The organism is Cytophaga hutchinsonii ATCC 33406, from assembly GCF_000014145.1.
In the GTDB taxonomy this organism is placed as follows: domain Bacteria; phylum Bacteroidota; class Bacteroidia; order Cytophagales; family Cytophagaceae; genus Cytophaga; species Cytophaga hutchinsonii.
The window spans coordinates 1,318,897-1,336,268 of record NC_008255.1; the positions used below are offsets into that span (position 1 = coordinate 1,318,897).

The 17,372-nt window shown below is 42.1% G+C and carries 11 protein-coding genes; 4 read left to right on the forward strand and 7 right to left on the reverse strand.

Features of this window, described 5'->3' with window-relative positions; all coding sequences use genetic code 11:
• The first annotated feature begins 8 nt into the window (after positions 1 to 8).
• Both CHU_RS05580 and CHU_RS05585 read left to right on the forward strand, forming a co-directional pair.
• Entirely contained in the window at positions 9 to 3,089 is a 3,081-nt protein-coding gene (locus tag CHU_RS05580; RefSeq protein ID WP_011584536.1) for an efflux RND transporter permease subunit, read from the forward strand.
• 357 nt (positions 3,090 to 3,446) lie between these two features.
• On the forward strand, positions 3,447 to 3,935 hold the full coding sequence (locus CHU_RS05585) for a hypothetical protein (RefSeq protein WP_011584537.1): 489 nt from the start codon (positions 3,447 to 3,449) through the stop codon (positions 3,933 to 3,935).
• 96 nt (positions 3,936 to 4,031) lie between these two features.
• On the opposite strand, the gene ilvC is transcribed toward CHU_RS05585, so the two are convergent.
• A complete protein-coding gene (ilvC, locus tag CHU_RS05590) occupies positions 4,032 to 5,510 on the reverse strand; it encodes a ketol-acid reductoisomerase (RefSeq protein ID WP_011584538.1) in 1,479 nt (492 codons plus the stop codon).
• Between the two features lie 383 nt (positions 5,511 to 5,893).
• On the opposite strand from ilvC, the gene CHU_RS05595 reads away from it, so the two are divergent.
• Entirely contained in the window at positions 5,894 to 6,271 is a 378-nt protein-coding gene (locus tag CHU_RS05595; RefSeq protein WP_011584540.1) for a hypothetical protein, read from the forward strand.
• 200 nt (positions 6,272 to 6,471) lie between these two features.
• Here CHU_RS05595 and arfB read toward each other — a convergent pair whose 3' ends face one another.
• From arfB to CHU_RS18825, 5 genes are all read right to left on the reverse strand, one after another.
• On the reverse strand, positions 6,472 to 6,912 hold the full coding sequence (arfB, locus tag CHU_RS05600) for an alternative ribosome rescue aminoacyl-tRNA hydrolase ArfB (protein ID WP_238379349.1): 441 nt from the start codon (positions 6,910 to 6,912) through the stop codon (positions 6,472 to 6,474).
• The gene (locus CHU_RS05605) at positions 6,909 to 7,466 is read right to left on the reverse strand and encodes a DUF1684 domain-containing protein (protein WP_238379350.1); all 558 of its coding nucleotides are present in this window, start codon (positions 7,464 to 7,466) and stop codon (positions 6,909 to 6,911) included. The genes arfB and CHU_RS05605 overlap by 4 nt, the downstream gene beginning before the upstream one ends.
• 70 nt (positions 7,467 to 7,536) lie before the next feature.
• Positions 7,537 to 8,238 carry a RadC family protein gene (radC, locus tag CHU_RS05610; protein WP_011584543.1) on the reverse strand — a complete coding sequence of 234 codons (702 nt, stop codon included), beginning with the start codon at positions 8,236 to 8,238 and terminating at the stop codon, positions 7,537 to 7,539.
• Positions 8,239 to 8,337: 99 nt separating this feature from the next.
• Positions 8,338 to 8,799, reverse strand: coding sequence for a GNAT family N-acetyltransferase (locus CHU_RS18820; protein WP_011584544.1), 462 nt, complete (start codon positions 8,797 to 8,799; stop codon positions 8,338 to 8,340).
• 119 nt (positions 8,800 to 8,918) lie between these two features.
• The gene (locus CHU_RS18825) at positions 8,919 to 12,785 is read right to left on the reverse strand and encodes a T9SS type A sorting domain-containing protein (protein ID WP_011584545.1); all 3,867 of its coding nucleotides are present in this window, start codon (positions 12,783 to 12,785) and stop codon (positions 8,919 to 8,921) included.
• 338 nt (positions 12,786 to 13,123) lie between these two features.
• Between CHU_RS18825 and CHU_RS05625 the strand changes: the two genes are divergently transcribed.
• Complete coding sequence (locus CHU_RS05625; RefSeq protein WP_041932215.1) at positions 13,124 to 13,321, forward strand: hypothetical protein; 198 nt, start codon at positions 13,124 to 13,126, stop codon at positions 13,319 to 13,321.
• A gap of 56 nt (positions 13,322 to 13,377) precedes the next feature.
• Here the strand turns inward: CHU_RS05625 and CHU_RS19830 are convergent, their stop codons facing one another.
• The gene (locus CHU_RS19830; RefSeq protein WP_011584547.1) at positions 13,378 to 17,178 is read right to left on the reverse strand and encodes an immunoglobulin domain-containing protein; all 3,801 of its coding nucleotides are present in this window, start codon (positions 17,176 to 17,178) and stop codon (positions 13,378 to 13,380) included.
• Positions 17,179 to 17,372: the final 194 nt, after the last annotated feature.

Below are 17,372 nucleotides of genomic sequence, written 5' to 3' on the forward strand. Positions count from 1 at the left end.
GAAACGCAATGAGTTTATCAACCATCAGTATAAAAAGACCGGTATTGACCATTGTCATGAATGGAATCATTCTGCTTTTCGGATATCTTGGGTATCAGAAATTAGGAATCCGTGAATTTCCGGTGATTGATCCACCTGTTGTATCCATACGTGTAGGCTATGCCGGCGCAAGTGCTGAAGTTATCGAATCGCAGATCACATATCCGTTAGAGAAAGCAATCAATGGCATTGAAGGGGTAAAATCAATCGCGTCCTCAAGCAGCATCGGATCAAGCAATATCAGTGTGGAGTTTGAGCTGGGCATCGATATGGAGACTGCAACCAATGATGTACGCGATAAAGTATCGCAGGCGCAGCGCTCGCTTCCACAGGACCTTGATGGACCGCCTGTAATCAGTAAGAATAATAATTTGTCAGAATACATTATTGCAATGACTGTTACGAATAAATCGCTGACAGACCTTGAAATATGTGAATATGCAGATGATGTATTGATTCCCCGGTTACAGACGATTCCTGGTGTCAGTACGGTACAGTTGATGGGAGAGAAAAAGTATGCCATGCGTCTTTGGCTTGATCCCATAAAGCTTGAAGCTTACGGAGTAACGCTGCAGGATGTGAAGCAGGCACTGGATAAAGAAAATGTTGAACTGCCTGCTGGCAGGCTGGAAGGAAACAGTACAGAACTAACTGTGAAAGCGAATGCAAAATTCAGCAATGCATATGGCTTTGATAATATGATCATCCGGTCAGAGAATAACAGAGTAGTGCGTTTGCAGGATGTTGGTTATGCCGAATTAGGGGCAGAAAATGAACAAAGCAGCTATCGCATCAATGGTGTGCCGAGCACCGCTTGTATTCTGATACCACAGCCCGGTGCAAACCATGTTGAAATTGCCAAAGAGTTTTATAAACGGTATGAACAGCTTAAAACTGAACTGCCGGCAGAGTATGAATTGAGTATTTCAAATGACATGACACGCTTTGTTACCAAGTCTATTCATGAAGTAATCGAAACACTTTTTATAGCGGTGCTGCTTGTTGTAATTATTATTTATCTATTCTTTCGTGACTGGTCTGTTGCATTGCGTCCATTGATTGATATACCTGTTTCTCTCATCGGTACATTTTTTATCATGTATCTGTTTGGTTTTTCTATTAACATATTAACGCTGCTTGCAATTGTATTATCAACCGGCTTGGTTGTTGATGACGGGATCGTGGTAACAGAGAATATTTATAAAAAAATGGAGCTGGGTATGAATCCCTTTCAGGCGGCTATTGACGGAGCCAACGAAATTGTATTCGCTGTTATTTCAACTTCTGTAACATTGATCGCGATTTTCCTGCCGATTATTTTTATGGAAGGTTTTGTCGGAAAATTATTTATGGAGTTTGGTATTGTTGTAGCATCGTCCATCTTTATTTCAATTTTTGTATCACTCACCCTCACACCTATGTTGAATGCCTGGCTGGTCAAAGATGTTCATAAGAAGACTCGTTTCTATGAAAAGACCGAACCGTTTTTTGTTGCACTCAATGAATCGTATCGCAAGTCATTACAGCAGTTTATGAAAAAACGCTGGCTGGCTTTTTTTATTCTGGGTATTGCCATGGTGCTTACTGTTTTTGTCTGGAAGGCGCTTCCCGCAGAGATTGCTCCGCTGGAAGACCGCAGTATGATTCGTATTACGATTACAACACCTGAGGGGGCAAGCTTTGAATATACCGATGATTTCATGCTTCGCTTTAGTAAAACAATTATGGATTCTGTTCCTGAAAAATTCCTTGTACTGACAATTACCGGTGCAGGTTTTGGTTCCGGAAGTACAAATGCAGGGCTTTGCCGTATTCCGTTGGTTGACCGTTCAGAACGGGACCGAAGCCAGCAGGAAATTACCGATCAGCTCAATCGTATCGTTAAAAAATTTCCGGAAGCAAAAATTCAGGTCGGGCAGGAGCAGACTATTAATACAGGGTTCAGAGGGTTACCCGTTCAATATATTATTCAGGCTCCCACATTTGAGAAGCTGCGTGAAGTGCTGCCGAAGTTTATGGAAGAAGCCCAAAAAAAACCTGCCTTCTCTATTGTTGATGTAAACCTGAAATTCAATCGTCCGGAAGTACAAGTGCTGATTAACCGGGAGAAAGCCCGTAACGTAGGCGTAACAGTGACAGATATTGCACAGTCGCTGCAGCTGGCCCTAAGCGGACAGCGTCTTGGATTTTTCAACCGGTCAGGAAAGCAATATCAGGTAATTGGCCAGTTCGACCGCAGGAACCGGAATGAAACTGTGGATCTTAAAAATATCTATGTGCGCAGTAATGCCGGCATTTTAATTTCATTGGATAATCTTGTTGAACTGCAGGAAGCAAGCAGTCCGCCTCAGTTATTTCGTTACAATCGCTATATGTCTGCAACTGTTTCCGCAGGGCTCGCATCTGGTTATACAATAGGCGACGGATTGAAAGCAATGGATGAAGTTTCAGATCAATTACTGGATAAATCATTTTCGACTGCATTGCAAGGACCTTCCCGCGACTTTGTTGAGAGTTCGTCTAATACATCATCTGTCTTTATTCTGGCCTTACTGCTGGTGTATATGATCCTTGCCGCGCAGTTTGAAAGTTTTATTGATCCCTTTATTATTATGTTAACCGTTCCGCTGGCGATCGGTGGCGGCGTTTTTTCGCTGTGGTATTTCAACCAGACAAATAACCTGTTCAGTCAGATCGGACTCATTATGCTGATAGGCTTAGTCACAAAAAACGGAATCCTGATTGTTGAATTTGCCAATCAGTTAAAACAGGAAGGATTGAGTATTGCTGAATCTGTCGTAGAAGCATCCGTAGCCAGGTTGCGGCCTATTCTGATGACCAGTATTGCTACAGCCTTAGGCGCATTACCTATTGCCGTTGCATTCGGAGCTGCCTCTAAAAGCCGCACCGGTATGGGTATCGTAATTGTAGGCGGTTTACTTATTTCGTTAGCACTTACCTTGTATGTAATACCTGCGGTATACAGTTATTTTTCAAGGGCTGCAAAGAAAGACGTTAACGTACACGATAAAGTTAACGTAGTTACTTAGGAGTATGGTAACAAAAAATATTGTTAAATTATTTGGCAATATTTTTTTTGTTAAATGTACAAACCTCTGTTAGTAGGTTAAATTTACAAACCCATTTCGGCAATGATTATTCTTGCTTCATTCGGTCTCATTCGCTGTGACGAAGAATCAGAATTTTAGCTTATTTGATCCAGGGGCGTACAATCCTGATCTTTGTTCTTTTACTCTTTTTGCTCACGGCATGTCGGAGCAAAAGAACAGGGACAGAAGAATTAAAAGGAGAGAGGGATGAGAATAAGAAAGAGAGCTGTTTACTATTCTTTTTGTAAACATTGTAACCCATAATTCGTATGAAATGAAAAATCATTTATTTAAATTATGAATATCAATGTATTGATATCAAGTATCTACGCTATTGCATTTTTATTAATTCTGATTGTATTTAACAGGTTACATAAGGATAAAAATCCATTCCGTGTGATGCGCTTCTGGGTTATACAGATAATCGCAGCTGTTTCGATAACCGTATTAGTTTTAGTGATCCTTGTGAATACGCTATTTAAAAAATATACACCGGACGATAATCTTGGTAATCATTTTGAACAGGAATCAATATCTGCAGTAATGATCATTCAATGGAAAGACACCGTTCAGATAAATGATGTAGCACGTTTTTTAGATAAGATGCATTCCGTACAGCAAGTGTTAGGTCCTGTAAAATTCCAGAATAAAGGAAGAATAATAGTTATAAGAAAAAATGGCCGTAAAGATAGCATACATACCAATGGACATGGATACGGGCCGTATAAAGGTAAATGGTATCAGTCAGATAAGAATGTACTGGAAGAATATTTTAAGGAGAAATGATTTCATTACAACTATATAATAAGCAAAAAAGTGACCGCCAGCTTTACGCCGTCGGCCACTTTTCATTTTATACTAAACTTCTGATTTTAGTCGTACTTAAGAAACGATTGCTTTCATTTCAGTCATTGCTTCACGTAATTCAGCACCAACGATTTCGATCGGGTGAGAACGTAATACTTCATTTACAGCGATCAGCATCTGGTTGTCAACACCATTATCTTTACCCGCGTTGAAGTTTTTACCAATGATGTCTGTATCTACTGTCTTCATGAAGTTCGCCAATAATGGCTTACAGGCATGATCGAATAAGTAGCAGCCGTATTCAGCTGTATCAGAAATTACACGGTTCATTTCGAATAATTTCTTACGCGCGATTGTGTTCGCGATAAGCGGTGTTTCGTGTAATGATTCGTAGTAAGCAGATTCATCAATGATACCTGATTCAGTCATTGTTTCGAATGCCAGTTCAACACCCGCACGAACCATAGCAACCATCAGCAAACCATTGTCATAATATTCCTGCTCAGCAATTTTAACGTCACCTGCAGGCGTTTTTTCAAATGCAGTTTCACCTGTTGCAGCTCTCCATGTCAATAAATTTTTATCGCCATTCGCCCAGTCTTCCATCATGATGCGGGAGAATTCTCCGCTGATGATATCATCCTGATGCTTACGGAATAATGGACGCATGATATCTTTCAATTCTTCAGATACCTGGAACGCCTTGATTTTAGCAGGGTTTGAAAGACGATCCATCATACCGCTGATACCGCCATGTTTCAATGATTCCGTGATAACTTCCCATCCGTACTGGATCAATTTAGAAGCATATCCTTTATCAATGCCTTTTTCAACCATTTTGTCGAAGCAAAGGATAGAACCAGTTTGCAACAAACCACAAAGGATTGTTTGCTCACCCATTAAATCAGATTTTACTTCAGCAACGAAAGATGATTTCAATACACCAGCTCTGTCACCACCTGTACCTACGCAGTAAGCCTTAGCATAATCCCAGCCTTTACCTTCAGGATCGTTTTCAGGGTGAACGGCGATCAACGTAGGGACACCGAAACCTCTTTTATATTCTTCACGAACTTCAGAACCCGGAGACTTAGGAGCAACCATGATTACCGTGATGTCCTTACGGATCTGCATACCTTCTTCAACGATGTTGAAACCGTGAGAGTAAGATAAGGTAGAACCTTTTTTCATTAATGGCATAACTGCAGACACAACAGCAGTATGTTGTTTATCCGGCGTTAAGTTAATTACTAAATCAGCAGTAGGAATTAATTCTTCGTACGTGCCCACTTTGAAACCATTTTCAGAAGCATTTAAAAATGATTGTCTTTTAGAATCAATGGCTTCTTTACGTAATGTATAAGAAACATCTAAACCAGAATCACGAAGGTTTAAACCCTGGTTCAAACCTTGTGCACCACAACCTACGATTACAATTTTTTTACCTTTCAAAGCAGCTACACCGTCAGAAAACTCACTTCTGTCCATGAATTCGCAAACGCCTAACTGATCTAATTTTTCTCTTAATGAAAGAGTATTGAAATAATTTGCCATTTGATATGTACGTGTTTATGAATAACAATTTTACAAGTTCAAAATTGCAGAAAAATCCTGTAAAAACATGGTTGAATTCTTCTTTTTTAGGTATTATTTATGGTTTGATAATACTTTTAATAGTTTTAATTTTTATAAACATCAGACAATTAATTATTTAGTATAATATTAAATTGTGTAGTATTATCGCTTCGGAATGATTTATAAAGGATAACAGCAAGGAGGATTTTCCTGCAGCGGTAACTCCTGGTGTCGCCCACGTATAGCGCGCAAGTATACAATACATACAAATAAAAGGGATTTATCTTTCCTTAAATTTTCCCGGTAACATATAGTACCCTGTTGCGTTAGTTATACCGATACATAATTATTTTGGGATAAACATGGAAAAAATATTTTGGACAAAGGAATATCAGGAAGATGTAGGAACGAAGGACGAACAAGGATGGTATGATTATGCGTACAGATATTATATCTATTGGTTTACATTTCCAAACAGGCAAAAAATAAAAGTCAGAAGGTATACAGATACCCCCGATCATTGCAGCATATTTCTTCCTGAAGAAGATTTAGCCATAAAAAAAGCGCTTGATAAGTCGCCATCTAAAAATTACATTTTTGGCGTTGTTAATTTTCTTTTAAAAAAAGAAGGTGCCAAAACAATTGATTATTACAACATGGGGTATAAGTCTATTGATTTGAGCAAGGTGAGGAATAATAGGAATGAATTTGTTTTTGAAGAAGGAAAGGTTGGCAAATAGCCCACGGTTTCAACCGTGGGCTGATAAAAAATTTTATTGAAAGGTAACGTTATGTGCCCATGGTTGAAACCATCAGTTATGAATAAGCATCAATCCAACCGGTATCATTGTATGTTATGAGGTAAAACGGTTGAAACCGTTTTTAATGTTACGTTATGGATAAATGAGAAACGTAAAGCCCACGGTTGAAACCGCAGGCTTTATTCGTAATTTCCTTTTCTGCGGTTGGCTTTAATATCTTTCTGAATCTTTTTACTTTCCAGGCGTTTCTTAACCGAAGCATGCGTTGGCTTGGATGCCTTGCGTGGTTTATTTTCCTTAAAACAGAAAGCAAGAAGAATACTTAATTTATCGATCGCGGTTTTTTTATTCTGTAATTGGCTTCTGCTTGTATCGCAGGTAACACGGATCTCTCCGTCATTATCAATCTTAGATGAAATTTTTTCTAATACGCGTGCACGCGCATCTTCTGAAAGTACAGCAGATGTTGAAGGCGACCAGTAAATTTCAACCTTTGTGCTTACCTTATTTACATTCTGTCCGCCTTTGCCGCCGGAAAGAGACGTTTGAAAACGGGCTTCCTGTATAATACCGGATTCCTTCCAGTAATCAGGGTTGCTATAGCGGGGCGGGAACATCATTCGTGCGTGTGGAAATATGATTTTTCTCCTGCAGGTATTGCTACCGGCAAATGATTCTCTGCAGGCGGAATAGGACACGTGTATTGATAATTATAGACACAAAAAGGATTGTACGCATAATTGAAATCAATGATTACAGTTTTGTTATTTGAAAGTTCTACATCCAGGTAACGGCCGCCTTCATAGCTGCCTGCGCCATTTGTCTGATCGTAAAAAGGAACAAACAATAAGGGTTTTGCCTGCACATCATCCGGATATTTATACAAGCGGAGCGAGCACATTTTATCATCAATCTTGAACGTGGCCGTTGCAAAATATAAATAAAACGACTGCTTGCCATCTGTACGCGGCATGCTGATCAGCTGTGTATCCTGCGTAAACGTAATGTATGCCTTAACCCGGTAGTTTTCAGAATAATCATAATACGAGAGTCCTTCAAACGTTTCTTTTTCTTTGATCGGGGATTTTATAGATGTTTTAAAATGATCGTCTTTCTGCTCGCGGTATTTTGCAACAATATCAACCGGTTTGTTTACTTTAATGCTTGATAACATTAAGCTGACAGCGATACCTACGGCAATGAGTACGAAAATGATGTGTAAAATCTGTTTTCGTTTAATGCTATTATATTTTTCCTTCATCTGCAAAACTATACCACGTATGATTACAAATTATCACATGATCTAAAACAGGTGTTTCTAAAAACGTTCCTGCCTCACACAATTTTTTAGTTAAACTGTAATCTGCCTCACTTGGTTTCGTATTTCCGGAGGGGTGGTTATGTACTAAGATAATAGATGAAGCTAAATTTTCCAACGCATATTTGTAAATGAGCTTAGGATCAGCTACTGTACCTGAAACGCCGCCGGTACTGATGCGTATTTTCTTTTCAATCCGATTTGCCCGGTTCAATAGTAAAATCCAGAATTCTTCATACGGAAGATCAGCCAGATTACTTTGCATATAGTTGTACACATCTTCGGAAGATTTTACCTGTGGCCTGATTTCAACATCTGCAACTTTCCGGCGCCTGCCTAATTCCAATGCGCTTACTAAGGTAATTGCCTTAGCTTCGCCAATTCCCTTGAATTTTTGTAAGGCTTTTACATTCTGCCGGGCAAGGTTATTCAGGCTTTGATTATTGTCCTGCATAATCTGTTTGGCAAGTTCTACAGCACTTACATTTGTTGTGCCTGAGCCAAGTAAAATAGCAATGAGTTCTGCATCACTCAAGGCAGAAATGCCTTTTAATAAAAGTTTTTCACGTGGACGGTCTTCTTCTGCCCAGGATAAAATCTTGGACGCGGGTAGTATATAATTTTCCATAGCTGTAGTATGTTAAACGTATTTGAAAAAATAAACCGTTAAAAAGAATGAACGGTTTATTTGGGCGTAAGTATTCAGATAAAAAATGAATGGTATCTATTAATATTTAATTTTAATGAACGTCTTGTTTTTATTTGGCAGAAAGCCAAGTTGCAGATAGAACGCCTGGGCCCGCGTGTTTTTGGGTGAAACTTCCAGTGCCAGCGCCTGTATGTCGTGAAATGTTTTTTCAATCAATGTAATACAGGTTCTGCCATAGCCTAAACTTCTTTTATCGGGAACGATATAAAGTTCATCAATAAACAGCAGGTATCCCTGGTATTCGTTGCTCCAGTATTTTATCAGAATAACATATCCCACCAGGGCATTTTCAGCATCATAAACAAATTGAATGGAACCGCTTTCAGGGTGATTGGTCAGGTGAATGATGGTATCATTTATGGATTCTTTCGTAATTACATGGGTCGGATCATATTCTTCATAAAAATGAAAGATCATTGTGTATAAAGCATCCATTTCTGCGTGTGCAAATGTATTGATGGGTTTGATGTGTATGTCCATGGGAAACTGAATAATGAGTTACAGTTTTCAAGGTAATAAAAAAAAAGAAGCTTAAGTAAAAAAATAAAGGTTCTGCTGATAAGCAGAACCTTTATTTACAGGTGTTAAAAAATAAACACCTAGAATTTTACAATTTTTGTTGTGTACACACCCGACTCGGTAGTTAAAATAACCGAATACATACCTGCAGATAAGGATTCACCTAATGTAATTTCCGTTGCATTGATGTCCTGTCTGCTGTCAACAATACTACCTGCGCTGCTGATGATCAATAAAGATTGAATCTTTCCGATATTGTCCAGTTTAATGGTTGTATGTGACTGGAATGGCTGCGGAGAAACAGTGATGTTTGTATTGGCTCCGTTGATCGTTGCAGTCGTAATACACGGATTTTTTCCGGTTGTACCACCCACACAGATCGAACAATTGTCCATAAATGCCGCGCCATTTGGTACACCCGCACAATCTAAACAGCTTGTTTCTGTTTTTCCACAGCCGCAGTTACCGGCAGCTGTTTTGGCAGGATCAGCCGGACAGGTATCGCCTGCGGTAGAAACATAACCTGATGGCTGCGTACACGAAGAAACTGTAACGTTCGGATCGCCTTTCCCGTCACCATCGGCATCTTCATACCAGGTAAGTGAATTAGTTACCGTAACCGTTTTATCTGCTGATGTTGCAGAACAAGTTGTAGCAGAGTTTGTAACCGTTACTTTATACGTGCCTGCAACATTCACAGCATACGTTGAAGCAGTAGCTCCGGAGATCGTGCCTGCAGCATTTGACCATTGGTAGGTTAAACCGGTACCGGAGTTTGCGGCAAGTGAAAGGGCAGAACCGGCGCAGAATGAATTGGCAGTTGTTGTAATGGCAGCAGTTGGTAATGCCGTTGCGGTAATGGTTTTATCTGCTGATGTTGCAGAGCAGGTTGTAGCAGAGTTTGTAACCGTTACTTTATACGTGCCTGCAACATTCGCAGCATACGTTGAAGCAGTTGCTCCGGAGATCGTGCCTGCAGCATTTGACCATTGGTAGGTTAAACCGGTGCCGGAGTTTGCGGCAAGGGAAAGAGCAGAACCGGCGCAGAATGAACTGGCAGTTGTTGTAATAGCAGCTGTTGGTAACGCCGTTGCGGTAATGGTTTTATCTGCTGATGTTGCAGAACAGGTTGTAGCAGTGTTTGTAACGGTTACTTTATACGTGCCTGCAACAGTTGCAGCATACGTTGAAGCAGTAGCTCCGGAGATCGTACCTGCCGCATTCGACCATTGGTAGGTTAAACCGGTACCGGTGTTTGCGGCAAGTGAAAGGGCAGAACCGGCGCAGAATGAACTGGCAGTTGTTGTAATAGCAGCTGTTGGTAATGCCGTTGCGGTAATGGTTTTATCTGCTGATGTTGCAGAGCAGGTTGTAGCGGTGTTTGTAACCGTTACTTTATAGGTGCCAGCAACATTCACAGCATACGTTGAAGCGGTTGCCCCGGAGATCGTACCTGCAGCATTCGACCATTGGTAGGTTAAACCGGTACCGGTGCTTGCGGCAAGTGAAAGAGCAGAACCGGCGCAGAATGAACCGGCAGTTGTTGTAATGGCAGCTGTTGGTAATGCCGTTGCGGTAATGGTTTTAGCATCAGCTGTTGCTGTACAGCTGCCCGCGTTTGTAACGTCTACCGTATACGAACCGGCAGCAGTTGCTGCATAGGTTGAATTGGTAGCTCCGGTGATGGCAACATTATCTTTGTACCACTTATAGGTTGTTCCTGTACTTGCCGTTAATAAAAGAGAACCGCCTGTACAGAAAGACGTAGAAGCGCTGGTGATTGTTGCTGTACACGTTGCTGTTGTTGTTTCTCCGTAAGCAATACCTCGGCCAACGGTGCTCATATACACACGGCCGTAAACATTCATGTCTCCGATAATAAATTGCCCGTTACCAGGTCCGCCGTATTCATGCGCATCATCGTTTATACGTACCCAGGTTACACCTTTATCGATTGAACGGAAGGCGCCTTTTACACCGCCTACAGTTCCCCAGATATAAATGGTATGATACGTTGCTGAAGGTGCTGCTTTACCTAAGCCAACTGCCGAACAGGTAGTAACGTTTGATATGGATGTAAATGTTGTGCCGGAATTTGTTGAATGTTTTAAACCGCCATCATATAAGGCGAGCCAGATATCTCCTTCAATACCCGGAACGGTACGCATGATCGGTGAACCGTTTGTTCCCGCATTTGAAGCAGCCGTGAAATTTGCACCACCATCGGTACTTACCATAACTGAACCGGAGGTATTGCTGTACGCATAGAATTTACTGGAATTCACCATATCTGCAACGGGCACGGCATCTTTAATGCTGATGCCATTACAGGTAGACCAGGAGCTGCCGTTGTTGGTAGAACGATACATGGTAGATGACCCTTCCGGACAGTGTAATAGGGTAGTGCCATTTGCAGAAAGAGCAACTTTACCTTTTGTACCATTAAGCGATGTGGTTTTTGTCCAGGCGCTTGCTCCCTGATTCAGCGTATAATACATGTCATTTCCGACACGTACCATTTTACTGCTGTTTAAGGCAGCAACAGCCAAACCTGTTGTTGTACCAATGTTGGGTGTATGGATCGGAGCATATTGTGTAACATCTGTATGAATAAAACCATCATAATCGCCAATGACAGAAACTAACGGACCGCCCGTAATACTTACAATATCCAGCGGGACTGTTTCTTCAAGTCCTTTTACCAAAAACTTCCAGGTTGTTGTTGCCGCGTTTACATTGTCGCAAACAAATATTCCGTTTCCGGAAATAACATATGCCTGCGCTGTATTGAACGGATTGAATTCGATGCAGCCAGCCCAGTGAATAGACTTTCCGGTGATCCAGGTACAGCCGTTCGGGTTAACGGTTATTCCGCTGTTTCCTACTAAATCTGTCCAGGTTGCACCTCCGTTTGTACTTAAAAAGAAACGGTCTCCGTAAGAATCCGGAAACTGTGTCCAGTATAAATTCGTTGTTGATGCAATCAATCGGTTCGGGTTATTCGGATCCACACTGATACCGCCAAAGCCTGCAACCATAGTAGGTACTGTTGGCGTAACATTTGTCCATACACCCGTCGTAATATTATATTTCCATATTTGTCCGTTGGAAATATTCCATGGACCTTCTTTATCTGCATAGGTGATATACATATTATTATCACTTGCCAATACTGCGCGTTGCGGCATTAAATTTGGTCCGCCGGTTACAGCGCTGAAGGATGCACCACCGTTTGTGCTTTTATAAAAATTATCATTTGTCTGAGAGATACCAAAAAATATGGTTTGCGATGCGTTGCCCGTTGTACCGCTTTTCGGGTCAATCAAAACAAAACTTAAACCATTACCATTTGGTGTACCGCTGCCTGTTGTTGTTACATTGTTCCAGCTTGCACCGGAATCCGTACTTTTAAACAAACCATTATATCGTGTTCCGCAAAAAAGAATGGATCCTTTATTCGGATCTACCACCAGTTTTTCACCGTTCTGCCTGCCCATGCCGTTGCCATGTGCTTTAAACTTAGACGTTACATCTGTTACAGCAAATGTGTTTCCATAATCAGACGAGCGTAATATTGCCGTTTTACCTGCGTTGAAATAATCCGTACCAACAAGCATGTATACATTTTTTGATGCTTTGGGGTCCATCGCGATCGATTCAACCCCCTGATATCCTGTTTCACTTTCTGAATTCCAATCGAGTAGGGGAATCCATTTCGAGTTTGTTGCATCCCAGCGGTATGCACCGCCAACATCGGTGCGGGCAAACATAACATTCTGCTCGGTTTTACTGGTGATGATTCCGGAAACGAAACCGCCGCCACCTATAGCAACGTTATCCCATTTATAGGTTTGTGAAAATGTAACCGTGTATGTAAGCAGGAACAATAATGGAAGGATGATTCTCTGCGTATACACTTGAAAGAAGGAGTAGGAGGATTTAGTCATTCAATATATGTGTTTAACCAGCTATTAAAGTTACATTATTTAGTAAAATAATCATATGTGCTATTGGCTATAGCGTTAACCTGTTTATAGAACAACTTGTTCCATAAACAGGTTAACGCTATAAATCAGTGTTTTATAACTTTACTTGTAAACCTCAAACTCGGTTTCTACAACAAGGATATACAATCGGCTAGGTAAAGATTCCCCGGATTGTATTTCTGAGGTGCCTGTACCGGGATGGTATTCTATTAAAGACCCTGCAGATTGAAAAAAGTAACGGATTAATTGGATTATTTTTTAATGAAAGGACTACGTTTTGTGTAAATGGTTGAGGGAAAATGGATAATGTATTTTTAGAAAAGGTTAAATACATAAAAATATCCGTTGTTGCACAAAGAGATTTTCCGGTGGTGCCGCCTGCAGGTGTTGCAGTTATCCAGCAAGGCTGTTCCGTTAGGAATATCCGCACAATCCAGACACGAAGTTTCTGTGTTGCCGCATCCGCCGGACAGCCATCGCCGGCTGTTGCTCCATAGCCTGCAGGTTGTGTGCAGGCTATGGAGCAACAGCCGGATCGCCTTTGCCATCGTATTTACTTTTTTACGATCCGGGTAGTATACATGCCATTTTCGGTTGTAATAATCACCGAATAAAGACCTGCTGCTAATGATTCGCCGATTGTTATTTCATCTGTGCTCAATCCCTGTCTTGTTTCAACAATAGCTCCGGAAGCACTTATGATTGTTATGGATTGGATCATGCCTATGTTATAAACCGTGATGGTAGTAGTACCGTCAAACGGTTGCGGGATCACTTGAATGTTAGCTGCTGAACCGTTTACTGTTGCCGTTGTTACGCAGGCTGATTTGCCGGTATTGCCGCCTACACAGATGTTGCAGTTGTCCAGTACAGCCATTCCGTTAACAACACCCGCACAATCCAGACACGAAGTTTCTGTATTGCCGCATCCGCAATTGCCCGCAGCGATTTTGCCGGCATCGGCCGGACAGCCATCGCCGGCTGTGGCTACATAGCCGGCAGGTTGTGTGCATGCCGTCATTGTAACAGCAGGATCGCCTTTGCCATCGCCATCAGTATCTGCATACCAGGCAGATGGTTGCGTAGTAAGAATTTGAGTTACAGCCGACGTTGCTTTACATCCGGAAGCATTGGTTACTTCTACGGTATAGGCGCCCGCTTCCGTAACGGTTTGTGTTGACGCTGTGCCAAGCGCTGTAGTTCCTTTGAACCATTTATATGTTGTTCCTGTACTTGCTGTCAGCACTGCTGAACCACCTGCGCAGAACGATGTTGCTGATGCTGTAATGATTGCCGGCGGTGCAGCATTCAGTGTTATTTGTGTTACAGCCGACGTTGCTTTACACCCGGAGGCATTGGTTACTTCTACGGTATAGGCGCCCGCTTCCGTAACGGTTTGTGTTGACGCTGTGCCAAGCGCTGTAGTTCCTTTGAACCATTTATATGTTGTTCCTGTACTTGCTGTCAGCACTGCTGAACCACCTGCGCAGAACGATGTTGCCGTTGCTGTAATTGTTGGCGTTGCCTGTGGAGTACTGAGGGTTACAGTTGATGGTGCCGATGTTGCCTTACAGCCTGCCGCATTTGTTACTTCCACGGTATAGGCGCCAGCTTCTGTAACGGTTTGTGTTGACGCTGTTCCAAGGGCTGTTGTTCCTTTGAACCATTTGTATGTTGTCCCTGTACTTGCTGTCAGCACTGCTGAACCACCCGGGCAGAATGATGTTACCGTTGCTGTAATTGTTGGCGTTGCCTGTGGAGTACTGAGGGTTACAGTTGATGGTGCCGATGTTGCCTTACAGCCTGCCGCATTTGTTACTTCCACGGTATAGGCGCCAGCTTCTGTAACGGTTTGTGTTGACGCTGTTCCAAGGGCTGTTGTTCCTTTGAACCATTTGTATGTTGTCCCTGTACTTGCTGTCAGCACTGCTGAACCACCCGGGCAGAATGAAGCAGCAGAAACCGTGATTGCTGCCGTTGGTTTCGATACCTGAAGAATAAAGTCGCTGGTTGTTTTGCAGCCGTTGGCATCCGTATAAGTAGCTTTATACGTTCCTGCCTGTGTAGCGGTAATAGCAGTAAGAACCGGATTCCTTAAGGATGAATTGAAATTATTTGGCCCTGTCCAACTCCAGCCAGAAGCAACATTAGGATGCGGTCCGAAATTGACTGTGTCAGCTTCACAGACTGCAGCTGTTGAACTACTGGTCCATGCATTTGCATCTATTTTTACATATGGAGTAATAACGGGTAATGTATTAACCGTGATTGTTACCGGAATACTTGTTGCTTTACAGCCTGAAGCATTCGTCACTTCTACCGTATAATTTCCGGCTGTAGTAGCTGTATAGGTTGCAGCTGTTCCTACCTGAGAAGTTCCATTGAACCATTTATAGGAAGTTCCTGTGGTTGCTGTCATAAGCACAGACCCACCGGCACAGAAAGCAGTTGAAGGTACAGCTATTGCCGGGACACAACCTGTTGTATTATTTCCAACGATTGTTATATCAGGTTTAGCAGGCGTTGCCATATCGGTACCCAGATAATAACTAAGATGCGGGGGCTGATTATATGCAGCATTCTGCCAGGCAATAGCTACGCGGTATTGCGGGTCATGCAGCAAAGTTCTGAATTTGTAATCAGACGGAATGGTTGTTGTATAGATCAGCAGATTTTTATTATCTGCTGAATGTAAAATAATTTCTTCACGCCAGTCTCCGAATAAATCTCCGGAGATATTCGGTGTGGCTTTTGTTGTATTACATGGAGTACCGCCGCCATAAGAGGCATCATATAATGTTGCTAACCGGTTCATGCGGTTATTCACATAATCCCATTCATCCAGCTTAGCCCCATCCAGTAATTCGCGCTGCAGGTCGCCATCCCAGTAAACACCAAAGTTTACAGAAGGTTTTGACGTTCCTATGGCTACACCTTTACATGTATACAACGAACCCGATGATCCCCATACTTCATATCCTTTATAACGCGGATCAATATCACCGGCCATACAGCGGCCGATATCTCCCTGATCTCCGCCACCCAGGCTCCAGATCGGCTGTCCGGTTTTTGCATCTTTAAAAGCCAGGCCATTGTTGCCATATTTTTTAGGTTCTTCATGACACTGCCATACTTCCTGGCCCGGTCTGTCAGGGTCCATATCACTCATGTGCAGCGCATCACCGTGCCCAAGTCCATTTGAATATAAACCTTTACCATCATTATCTACCGCGCTTGAGCCGTTACATACTTCCTGCCTGCCATCTCCATCAACATCTCCAACCGTCATCTGGTGATTGCCCATGCCTGCATAGCTGCCATTTCCGGACGCATTGCTGTCAAAGATCCAGCGTTGTGTTAACTGGCCGTTTCTGAAATCCCAGGCAGAACGTACCAAACGTGTGTAGTAACCACGTCCGAAAACCATGCTCGGGCGCTGTCCGTCAAGATAAGCAACCGTTGCAATAAAACGATCTACTCTGTTTCCATAATTGTCTCCCCAGCTTGACACCGTGCCTCTGCCGGGCGTATAATTTGCAGTAGCCATTGCAGCTCCTGTTTTCCCGTTAAATACGGTTAGAAATTCAGGGCCGCTTAAAATATAACCGCTGCTGTTCCTATAATCTGCTGTTGCAGATCCTATCACAACGCCTTTGCCATCTTTTGTTCCGTCGGCAGTTTTACACGCCATTTCTGCTTTTCCGTCTCCATCAAAATCATACACCAGGAATTGTGTATAATGCGCGCCTGCACGGATATTTTTTCCAAGATCGATTCTCCATAAAAACACACCTTTCATTGTATAACAATCAATGTATACATTCCCGGTATAGCCAGATTGCGAATTGTCCTTTGCATTGGAAGGGTCCCATTTAACAACTATTTCCAATGTGCCATCGCCATCCACATCACCTACACTACAATCATTCGGACTATACGTATAAGCTTCTCCTGTTGGCGTTGTTCCGCCTGCAGGTACATTTAACGGCAGCGTATAATATTTTTGTGCCCATGGTGTTGCAGCCTCAGAAGCGGCCTGCTCAACACCATTAACGATAGCTTTTACGGTATAGGAAGCAGAGGTGCTGCCCGCATTATCCGTATAATTGCTTACTGTAAGCGGTGTACTGTTTATTTTTGTACCGTTTCGGTATAAATTGAACGTGATGTTATCTTCTGTCCCCAGCCATCTCCAGCTGACAAATACTTTGGTTCCACCCATACTTACAGCTACAACCCCTCGGTTGAGCTGTTCCATCTGGTATTGAGCAAATGTATGCTGAAAAGTAATGCCAGAAAGGAAAATTATAAAAATGATTCTTTTCAGCGTTGAGAGAATGTAGAATTCTTTCATATAAATGATGTTGGTTATAGAAATTGACTTTATCTACTTCTAATACAAAAAAGGCTTAAAAAGGTAACAGGTTTTGTTCATGTTTTTCGTAAAAAAATCCTGTATTACACCTGGTTGAATTTTATTGACTCTTTATCTGCTGCTATTGGCTTAACCGGATAACAAACCCCTTAGCTAAAGCCGCACGGCAATAA

What these genes read in the sequence shown, in the direction of transcription:
- CHU_RS05580 (WP_011584536.1), top strand. Translation starts at nt 9, where the DNA reads ATGAGTTTATCAACCATCAGTATAAAAAGACCGGTATTGACCATTGTC.
- CHU_RS05585 (WP_011584537.1), top strand. Translation starts at nt 3,447, where the DNA reads ATGAATATCAATGTATTGATATCAAGTATCTACGCTATTGCATTTTTA.
- ilvC (WP_011584538.1), bottom strand. Translation starts at nt 5,510, where the DNA reads ATGGCAAATTATTTCAATACTCTTTCATTAAGAGAAAAATTAGATCAG.
- CHU_RS05595 (WP_011584540.1), top strand. Translation starts at nt 5,894, where the DNA reads ATGGAAAAAATATTTTGGACAAAGGAATATCAGGAAGATGTAGGAACG.
- arfB (WP_238379349.1), bottom strand. Translation starts at nt 6,912, where the DNA reads ATGATGTTCCCGCCCCGCTATAGCAACCCTGATTACTGGAAGGAATCC.
- CHU_RS05605 (WP_238379350.1), bottom strand. Translation starts at nt 7,466, where the DNA reads ATGTTATCAAGCATTAAAGTAAACAAACCGGTTGATATTGTTGCAAAA.
- radC (WP_011584543.1), bottom strand. Translation starts at nt 8,238, where the DNA reads ATGGAAAATTATATACTACCCGCGTCCAAGATTTTATCCTGGGCAGAA.
- CHU_RS18820 (WP_011584544.1), bottom strand. Translation starts at nt 8,799, where the DNA reads ATGGACATACACATCAAACCCATCAATACATTTGCACACGCAGAAATG.
- CHU_RS18825 (WP_011584545.1), bottom strand. Translation starts at nt 12,785, where the DNA reads ATGACTAAATCCTCCTACTCCTTCTTTCAAGTGTATACGCAGAGAATC.
- CHU_RS05625 (WP_041932215.1), top strand. Translation starts at nt 13,124, where the DNA reads ATGGATAATGTATTTTTAGAAAAGGTTAAATACATAAAAATATCCGTT.
- CHU_RS19830 (WP_011584547.1), bottom strand. Translation starts at nt 17,178, where the DNA reads ATGAAAGAATTCTACATTCTCTCAACGCTGAAAAGAATCATTTTTATA.